Source organism: Bacteroides cellulosilyticus DSM 14838, from assembly GCF_000158035.1.
Taxonomy (GTDB): domain Bacteria; phylum Bacteroidota; class Bacteroidia; order Bacteroidales; family Bacteroidaceae; genus Bacteroides; species Bacteroides cellulosilyticus.
Genome location: NZ_EQ973488.1, coordinates 259310 through 268370, shown reverse-complemented (window position 1 = coordinate 268370; position 9061 = coordinate 259310). Strand labels below are relative to the sequence as shown.

Genomic DNA, 9061 nt, shown 5'->3' with positions numbered 1-9061 from the left:
GTCGGTACTTTTAAGCAGGGAGTGTGGATTTGTGATCTTGATACTTCTCAGGAAAATCGGTCGGATGAAACCCTTAGTGACGTGAATATCAAACGTATTATACCCTTTGGGGAAAGGGAAATTCTGATAGCTACTGACGGGAAAGGAATCTATCGTATGAATATTGATACATGTTATGCAGTTCCTTATATTGTAGCAGATTATAATATCCATAATGGAATGAATGGCAACAATATAAACGATGTGCATGTAGACCATGAGGGTCGCATCTGGATTGCTAATTATCCCAGTGGAATAACCATCCGCGACAATCGTTACAGCGGTTACCGCTGGACTCGTCATTCGGTTGGAAACCGCCAGTCACTTGTCAATAACCAGGTGCATGATGTCATTGAAGATAGTGAGGGTGACCTTTGGTTCGGTACCAGCAATGGCATAAGTCTATATAGTTCCGCTACGGGGGAATGGCATTCCTTTTTCAGCACTTTTGATCATGAACTGGAAGATAAGAATCATATATTCCTGACGCTTTGTGAAATCTCGCCCGGAATTATTCTGGCAGGTGGTTTTACCTCCGGTCTTTACCAGATAGATAAACGTGCCCTTACGGTTGACTATATTGCTTCTTCTCTTTTCTTTCATTTAGACCTGCGTCCCGATCAGTACATTCGTGACATAAGGAAAGATTCGGAAGGTAATATCTGGTCAGGCGGTTTTTACAATCTGAAATGTTTTGATCTTAAAAGTGGCAAATCCCGCCTGTATTCCGGCTTGAATTCTATTACTTGCATTCGCGAAAAAGACGATTCTTCGATGTGGATTGGCACTTCGGCAGGACTATATTTGCTAGACAAATTTTCCGGAAAATATCGCAGCATCGATATGCCTGTGGAATCTATGCATATCCATGCCTTGTATCAGGGAGACGATGGTGTGTTGTATATAGGTACCAGTGGTTCCGGGCTGGTGCTTTATAATCCCGAAGAAGAGGCCTTCGCTCAGTATTATACAGATAATTGTGCCCTTATATCCAACAATATCTATACAATTCTTCCTAAACCGGACGGGGATTTATTGCTTAGTACGGAAAATGGAATTGTTCATTTTTCACCTCGTAGAATGTCATTTAATAACTGGACGCGTGAACAGGGGCTTATGAGTGTCTGTTTCAATCCCGGTGCCGGTATTTTGCATAGTAGCGGTCGTTTTGTCTTGGGAAGTAATGATGGGGTCATTGGCTTTCCTTCGGATATGCACATACCGGTCCCAACTTTTTCTCCGATGTTGCTTAGTGATTTGAATATATCCTATCAGCCTGTATATCCTGGTGATGAAGGATCGCCCTTGGAAACGGATATTAACGATACGAAAGTTTTGAAACTTAAATATGAACAGAATACTTTCTCACTGAGGGCTTCCTCCATTAATTATGACTATCCTTCTAATATTTTATACTCCTGGAGATTGGAAGGCTTTTATGATGAATGGACTACACCTTCTTCCAACGGCCTGATGCGTTTCACCAATATTCCTTCGGGTAAATATATGCTTCATGTACGTTCCGTATCTAACGAAGAAAAGTATAAGAGTTATGAACAGCGCAGTATGTTGATTATCATATCTCCTCCGTTGTGGGCTACTCCGTGGGCTATAGCCGGTTATATTATGTTAGCTGTTCTGGTGTGTGTGATTCTGTTCCGCATCATTACACTGAGGAAACAGAAGAGGATTTCGGAAGAAAAGACACGCTTTTTTATAAATACAGCTCACGACATCCGTACACCTCTGACTCTGATAAAGGCCCCGTTGGAAGAACTACGGAACAAAGATATGGTGAATGAGGAAGGTAAGGGACATGTGAGCATGGCTCTGAGAAATGTGGATGTTCTTTTACGGCTTATAACAAATCTTATTAATTTTGAACGTATCAATACCTATTCGTCACATATGTATATTGCCGAATATGAATTAGGTACGTATGTGTCAGGCATTTGTGACACATTCCATGCGTATGCAAACATCAAGCATATCAGGTTGACTTACGAAAGTAATTTTCAATACCTGAACGTGTGGTTTGACAGGGATAAGATGGATTCTATCATGAAGAATATCCTGTCGAACGCCATGAAATATACACCGGAAAATGGGAACATATATGTCAGTGCATCAGAATATGAGGATGGTTGGGGCATTGAGGTGAAAGATACCGGAATCGGTATTCCCCGCAATGAACAGAAAGGACTTTTTCATACCTATTTTCGAGGTAGCAATGCCGTCAACTTGAGGGTTAGCGGTAGTGGAATCGGCCTGGCATTGGTGCATAGGCTGGTGCGTTTACATGGTGGAAAAATAACTATAGAGAGTACGGCGGAACAAGGTACACTGGTAAGAATCATTTTTCCTAAGGGGAACAAACATTTTCGTAAAGCCAGTATCATATCTGCAACTCCGGAGCGATCTATCAGCATGCCGGAAGTTGTTACTCCGGCACTTTCTGCCGTTGAGCCCAAGCAGAGTGATGCTTCTTCCCGACGTATCCTCATCGTGGAGGATAATGACGATTTGCGTATTTATCTGGTGAATACACTTGGTGAGGATTATCTGGTGCAGTCCTGTCACAACGGAAAGGAGGCTCTTGAAATCCTATCCGAGTTTAAGCCGGATCTTGTGTTGTCAGATATTATGATGCCGGAAATGTCGGGAGATGAATTGTGTGCCGCCATTAAGGGTAATATTGAAACATCTCATATTCCGGTGCTTCTGTTGACTGCATTGGGTGATGAGAAAAACATGCTGGAAGGACTGAAGATAGGTGCGGATGATTACATGGCGAAACCTTTCAGCATCAGCATATTGAAGGCGAGTATCAACCGTTTGATTACCAATCGGATCTTATTGCATAAGAAGTATGGCAGTTCGGACTTCGAAACTGAAAAATGGCCGAAAGGGTGTCGGGATACACTTGACTGGAAATTCATAGCTTCCGTCAGGGAAAATGTGGAGAAGAACATGGCCGATCCGGATTTTACGGTAGATATGCTTTGTTCGCTTCACCACATGAGCCGCAGTAGTTTCTATAATAAAGTGAAAGCATTGACTGATTGTTCTCCGGCAGATTATGTACGTCTCATCCGTATGCAGTATGCTGCCCGAATGTTGAAAGAAGGCGAACACTCTATTACGGAAATAGCGGATATGACCGGGTTCTGCGATGCAAAATATTTCAGAGAGGTATTCCGGAAGCATTTCGGGGTCAGTCCGAGCGAGTATAGGGGAAAAGGGACGGCAGAAAAAGAAAATTCAGATTTAAAGCAAGATAATGATGGGAGTGTGTCAAAATGAAGTTTAGAATGCAAATTACATGAATTACACAAATGATTCTTTTTTTATCCTTCTGATAATCAGAACTTATCTGACTTGTTGTTTGCGTAATTCATGTAATTTGCGTTCTTTTATTCTGTTTTGGCACATTCTCTTATATTGCTGCAATGTTTTGTTTGATTGTACTATGGAGTTTTTCTTTCAAGATGTGCACGTCGACCGGTTTAGGTACATAGCCGTTGAATCCGTTCTCCAGAACCTTTTCTTTGTCAGAAGAGAAGGAATATGCCGTAACTGCGATGATGGGTATTGTTTTTGAGAATTTCCGTATCTCTCTCGCTGCTTCATAGCCATCCATTTTGGGCATATTGATATCCATGATGATGACATGTGGCTGAAATTTTTGATATAATTCTATGGCTTCTTCACCATTCCAGGCATGTATCAGATTGTACTCTTTATTAAGAATAGAATCGAATAACAGGTAGTTGTTTTCATTGTCTTCTGCTATTAGGATGACAGGCTTTTGCTGGGGTACTGTTGTGGTAGGATTAACAGCTTCGTGCCGCTTATTATGTTGTGTAGCAATTTCCGGTTTATACGGTATTGTGAACCAGAATGTGCTTCCTTTGTCTTTACCCTCAGATTCAACTCCGATTCTTCCTTTCATCTTTTCGATAATGTTTTTGCAGATGGAAAGGCCCAGTCCTGTTCCTTGGGTGAAAGTATCCACTTTGGTGAAACGCTCGAATATTTTATTCTGATCCTCCTGTGAGATACCCCGGCCTGTATCTTTTACATAAAAATAGAGTTCTTCTCCACGGATTTCATAACCAAATGTGATACTGCCTGTCGAGGTAAACTTGCTGGCATTGACAAGCAAGTTGATAAGTACTTGTGAAAGTCGGTTACGTTCGGTTTGTACATGGCACTCGGTAACTCCGGGAATAAAATTCAGGACAACATTCGGTTGTAGTCTGCGTCGTACTGTTCTTTCTACATCTCTTGCCAGTCCGTTCAAGTCAACGTTCTGGTAATTGAAATCAAGAGTATTTGCCTCTATTTTCGACAGATCCAGAATGTCGCTGATAAGTTGTAGGAGAAGCTGGTTGTTATTCTCTATGATACTGATGAACTCTTCCCGTTCATGTTCATCCTCAGTGGTGGTCAGCAGGCTGGAGAAACCTATGATGGCATTCAATGGTGTGCGTATTTCGTGGCTCATATTAGCCAGGAATGCAGACTTTAGCCGTTCGGATTCCAGAGCTTTTTCTCTAGCTGTTACCAGTGCCTTCTCTTGTCTCTTACGTTCTGTAATTAATAGTAGCGAACCTACCAATGATATCGGATTGCCCTGCTCATCGTATTGATCTACTACCGCATTCGTTTCAAGCCAATCTGTAAATTTTCGTCCTTCCACTTCAGTAATGATGCGAAACTCTTCTTTGGCATGTTGTAATTTTCCGGATGCAAGATTCTTGTGTATCTGTTGCATACGTTCCACATCTTCCGGGTGCATTTTCTGAAAGTATTCGGAGGCCTTTATAATGTGCGCCTGGGGAGTGGACCCTTTTTCTTTAGTGAAATTCATGTGGGCCAGTATTTGTTCTGATTCGCAAGTAATCATATCGCTTTTCAGGTTCCAGCGCCAAGGAATGATTCGAGCCACGCTCAAGGTCATTTCCAGTTTCTTATTGATTTCCCGCAATGCGTTTTCCGCTTCGTTACGTGCTGTGATGTCAACTCCGAAGATATCTATGGTATGCTTTTCGGACGACTGGCAGATAATGAATTCATAGAAGGTGTGAGTCGGCTTAAAATAGTGGGTGAAGGTAATCGCTTGTTTTTCTTTGAATACCATTTTTATAAATCGGGGCAGACAGTCAATCTGTGAAAGCGAATTCTTATTCATATCATTCTCCTCATTTGCTGTAAACAAATTATTGAACAAGCTATTGCCGGCTTGGTACTTTATATCTATTGCCTCTCCCTTTTCATCGAAAGCTACTTTTGCCTGGGTATACGATATCGGCATATTGCACACAAGTGTATTATGGGCACTGAACAAGGCTATTTTCTTTCGCTGAAACAAGTATATTATAAATGCGATGACCACAAGTGAAAGAAGCAGGATTGTTCCGCTGATAATCCACCATCTATATTTTTGCCAGAATGTGAGCGGTTTATTCAGGAATATTGTATTTGACGGACAAAGGTCTGCATCAAGGCCATCCAATTTCAGTTGTGCATAGTTGACGAGCGGGTATGACTTTTTACTATATACGAATGGGATGTCACGTAGCTTTTTTCCCTGGAGCATTTGCCCGATAATGTCAGCTAATGATTTCTCTAGTTCTGCTTGGTCATAGAAGTATCCGCCAATGAATCCTGCCTTATTGATATACGCTCCTCTTAACGCAAATACCGGCTGAGGTGAAGATGCCACTAGCTGAAAATCACCGCTGATGAGTGTAGGCGATCCAAACAGGTTTTTACGTTCATAGAACCAGGTAGAAAATAAGATGCTTGTGGTCGGATCATCTGTCAATAAATATTCTTGTAGTTGCTTGCTGTTTTCTTCTTTACCTACCAGGCGTTCGTATTCGATATTCGGATATTCTGATGCGATGTACGAGTGTATGAGTCGGTCCAGTCGTTGATTCTGATAAAGCTCGTCTGCCGCAAATATAATTCTCTTCATTTGAGGCAACATCCGTATCATCATGTCAATGGTTTCTTTATACATATCCGGGGTTTCAATAAAGGTGAAGTTATATTGTTCTCTGATGTCATTCAGAGGTGCTACTTTATTATCCGCCATATTTATAGAGCGTCCTGTGAAGTAATATTCCCGGGGGGCATAGGTATCTTCATTGGCAATCAATATCATTGGAATATCTCCCCATTCTTTCTGAATGCGATCTCTTAAAGTAAAAGCTATACTGCCTATGAGCACCAGATAATCCGGCTTATTCTTTTCATAACGCTGGAAGATTCCTTCTTCCATTTGGTTGTACAATGAGTCATTTCGGATAAATGTACCATTTATATGTACTAAATCGGCACTAACATCTTCTATTGAAGAAGTTTGGAGCATAATAGGGGTTATAAGCGTTTGACTCCATGGGGCTCCTTCATTATAAGAGTTAATAATAAGTAGTCGATGTTGTTTGGGGACTACGGTTGCATGGGCAATGGATAAACTTAAGTGTAGTAAGACAAAGCAGAGGCTGATTATATGTTTCCAAGATAAAAAAAGTCTCATAACCAGATTATTAAGTATTCTTTTATATTGAATTAATATTAGATATTAATACAAAAATACAAAAGTAAGGTTTCTTATAATTGCTTTTTAACTTTACATTAATAAAGATTAACTATTTCGTTCTGTTATTGTTGTGAGTTGTGGTTTTATCATGCAAAATTATACTAACCATTCTGAGCTTTTGATAGGTCAGTTTTATTTTGTAGAAAATAAGGCTGCTTCATCAGAAACAGCCTTATTCATTTTTGAGGGAGATTTATCTTACCCCTTTACACATTCATGGCATTGGCACTCAGTGCCCCTACTATAGCCGAAGCTACCGCAATCACTATTTTGAGAATTTTATCCCAGATTGACTTTTTCATATTCTTTGATTAAATGATTAGTGATATTTTAACCCAGCGGATTTTCATCCAGTCCTCCCTCGCCGCTACCGGATCCTCCCTGGTCACCGGAAGAGTTGCCACCTGACGAACTTCCGTCCTTGTTTACCAATGCCTCCAAATCGTAGAAGTCAATTTTCTGTCCGGCACGTGTTGCCGTCACATCCGGTCTGATGGTGGTTGATGGTCGGAAATTGATTTTCACGGCCTTAATGTTCTTAGCCGTGCAATCCTCCTTTTTCTCCACTCCGACGGTCCGCGCTGACAGGCTGAACACCCCGAAATCCTTGATGTTCACCGATTGTCCGCCATACAGCTTGTCAATCAGCGCCTCTACAAAGTTGGTGATTACACTTTTGATATCTCCCAAGGTGAGTGAACTTTTCTCCTTCATCACGTACGCCACGTCTTCCAGGTCGGCATTGTCCCCTAACGTTACCAGTTGCGGATAAAACTTTGCCACCGCATCCTCCTTTCGCGGATCTCTCCGCGGAATCTTTTTGAATGGTACTCCCATAATCAATCATTTTTTTAAAGTTAAAAAACAAGGTTATTTAATGATCCTTTTGGGAAAGCTGTCCGAATCCTCTTCTCATGCTTTTCTTAATTTGCTCTGCCATCATGGGCTTGCCGGAAGATTTTCGCTCTTTTCCCCTTTGGACATTGCAAATATACCCCGTTCTTTTCCCTTCCACTTTCCGCTTGAAGCTATTTGAGTTTGTATGAAAAAAAGAGAATCTAAATGAGAAGTAATACCTTCTTTATTCCTTTCTGTTGTCGCTGTAAATGAGTACCTTTATACCATGTAAATCACTAAAAAACAAACTTATGAAAGAAGAAAACTTAGATGAAAAAGTCCCTGTCCGCGCTTATACCAAAGCCGACCTTGCCATGCTTTACAATCCCGGTGTATGTATTACTACCGCTCTACAACTTCTTCGCCGGTGGATTTATGCTAACAGGCAACTGATGGCGGAACTGAAGGAAGCGGGTTATAACAAGAACCGCCATTCTTATCTGCCCCTTGAAGTGAAACTTATATTCAAGTATCTCGGTGAGCCTTAGATAGTTTGAATCCGGCAAATGAAAGATTTGTATTTTTTGTAAATAAAATGCCAATATATGTAACGGGTGATAAGATATGATGTAATGCTGTATTACATATATTCTTATCACCCGTTTCGTTATATGATAACTCACTTCCCGAATCCCTTGTTTACCTCATCATTCTGCAAGTCCACCACTTCATATTCGGTGCTTCCCTGTGCGTTCCTTCTCGTGCGGAATCTGTATTTCTCCAGCGACAGTACCAATGTCTGTATCGCCTGCCTGTTCACCTGTATCTTTCCGTAAATGGCAATCTTGCTGAGTATGGCTGCTGCGGGCATCCACTTCACGCAGGTGTCTTCGGGTTCCGGTTTCCGGAAATATACCAGCAGATTCTCCTCCACCGGATCTTTCATGCGGTGCATTTCGTTGTGCCGGTTCAGTTCGTCTATCTCTTCCCCTTCGTACCAGTATTGATATCCCCCGTTCAGCAACGCGTATGCCTGCGCATATATCCCTTCGTAATTGACGGGTGTTCTGTAATCCATCGAAATGACAGAAGAGGGCAGAAATCGTCTGTTTCCTCCTATATCCTGCAGGCACAGCCGGTTGTTGGTGCTGGCAATGAAGGACGCTCGTCGTATGAAGGATAGTGTCTGCATGTCGTATACTTTTCGTTCTGTGACGCTCTCCTGCGTGATGGTTCTTTTGAGTCCTGCCAGGTCACTGATTCTGGCTCCGTCAAACTCTTCCATATTGATGATGAGGTGCGTGCTTAGCATCAGCTGGTGGTCCTTGTTTTCCGGATTGGCCATTCCGTTCCGGTAATATTCCCTCCACTCAGGTGGCAACAGTCTTCGTATCCATGTGCTCTTTCCCTTTCCCTGCTCTGAGTAGAGTATGATGACGAGATGGTTCACCGCCTCGTCCTGCAATGCGCACGCCAGCATACCCACGAACCACTTTCTGAAACTTTTCTTCCAGAACTCCTGGTCTTCGGTCTGTACGGTTTCTGCCAGCTGTCCGATGTAATCGGTCACTCCGT

General features: G+C 41.9%; 6 protein-coding genes. 2 read left to right on the top strand and 4 right to left on the bottom strand.

Going from position 1 to position 9061, the window contains the following annotated elements:
- The coding region (locus BACCELL_RS02505) for a response regulator (RefSeq protein ID WP_007209943.1) at positions 1-3342 on the top strand (3342 nt) is incomplete at its 5' end.
- 133 nt (positions 3343-3475) lie between these two features.
- On the opposite strand, the gene BACCELL_RS02500 is transcribed toward BACCELL_RS02505, so the two are convergent.
- The 3 genes from BACCELL_RS02500 to BACCELL_RS02495 form a co-directional block, all read right to left on the bottom strand.
- Positions 3476-6586: a hybrid sensor histidine kinase/response regulator gene (locus tag BACCELL_RS02500; RefSeq protein ID WP_044153186.1), complete on the bottom strand. Its 3111-nt coding sequence runs from the start codon at positions 6584-6586 to the stop codon at positions 3476-3478.
- Positions 6587-6855: 269 nt separating this feature from the next.
- Positions 6856-6951, bottom strand: coding sequence for a smalltalk protein (locus tag BACCELL_RS26430; protein WP_007216224.1), 96 nt, complete (start codon positions 6949-6951; stop codon positions 6856-6858).
- 28 nt (positions 6952-6979) lie between these two features.
- Positions 6980-7486 carry an HU family DNA-binding protein gene (locus tag BACCELL_RS02495; protein ID WP_007209941.1) on the bottom strand — a complete coding sequence of 169 codons (507 nt, stop codon included), beginning with the start codon at positions 7484-7486 and terminating at the stop codon, positions 6980-6982.
- Positions 7487-7797: 311 nt separating this feature from the next.
- On the opposite strand from BACCELL_RS02495, the gene BACCELL_RS02490 reads away from it, so the two are divergent.
- Complete coding sequence (locus BACCELL_RS02490; protein ID WP_007216226.1) at positions 7798-8034, top strand: DUF4248 domain-containing protein; 237 nt, start codon at positions 7798-7800, stop codon at positions 8032-8034.
- Between the two features lie 131 nt (positions 8035-8165).
- Here the strand turns inward: BACCELL_RS02490 and BACCELL_RS02485 are convergent.
- On the bottom strand, positions 8166-9061 hold an 896-nt coding region (locus BACCELL_RS02485), incomplete at its 5' end, for a VapE domain-containing protein (protein WP_007209938.1).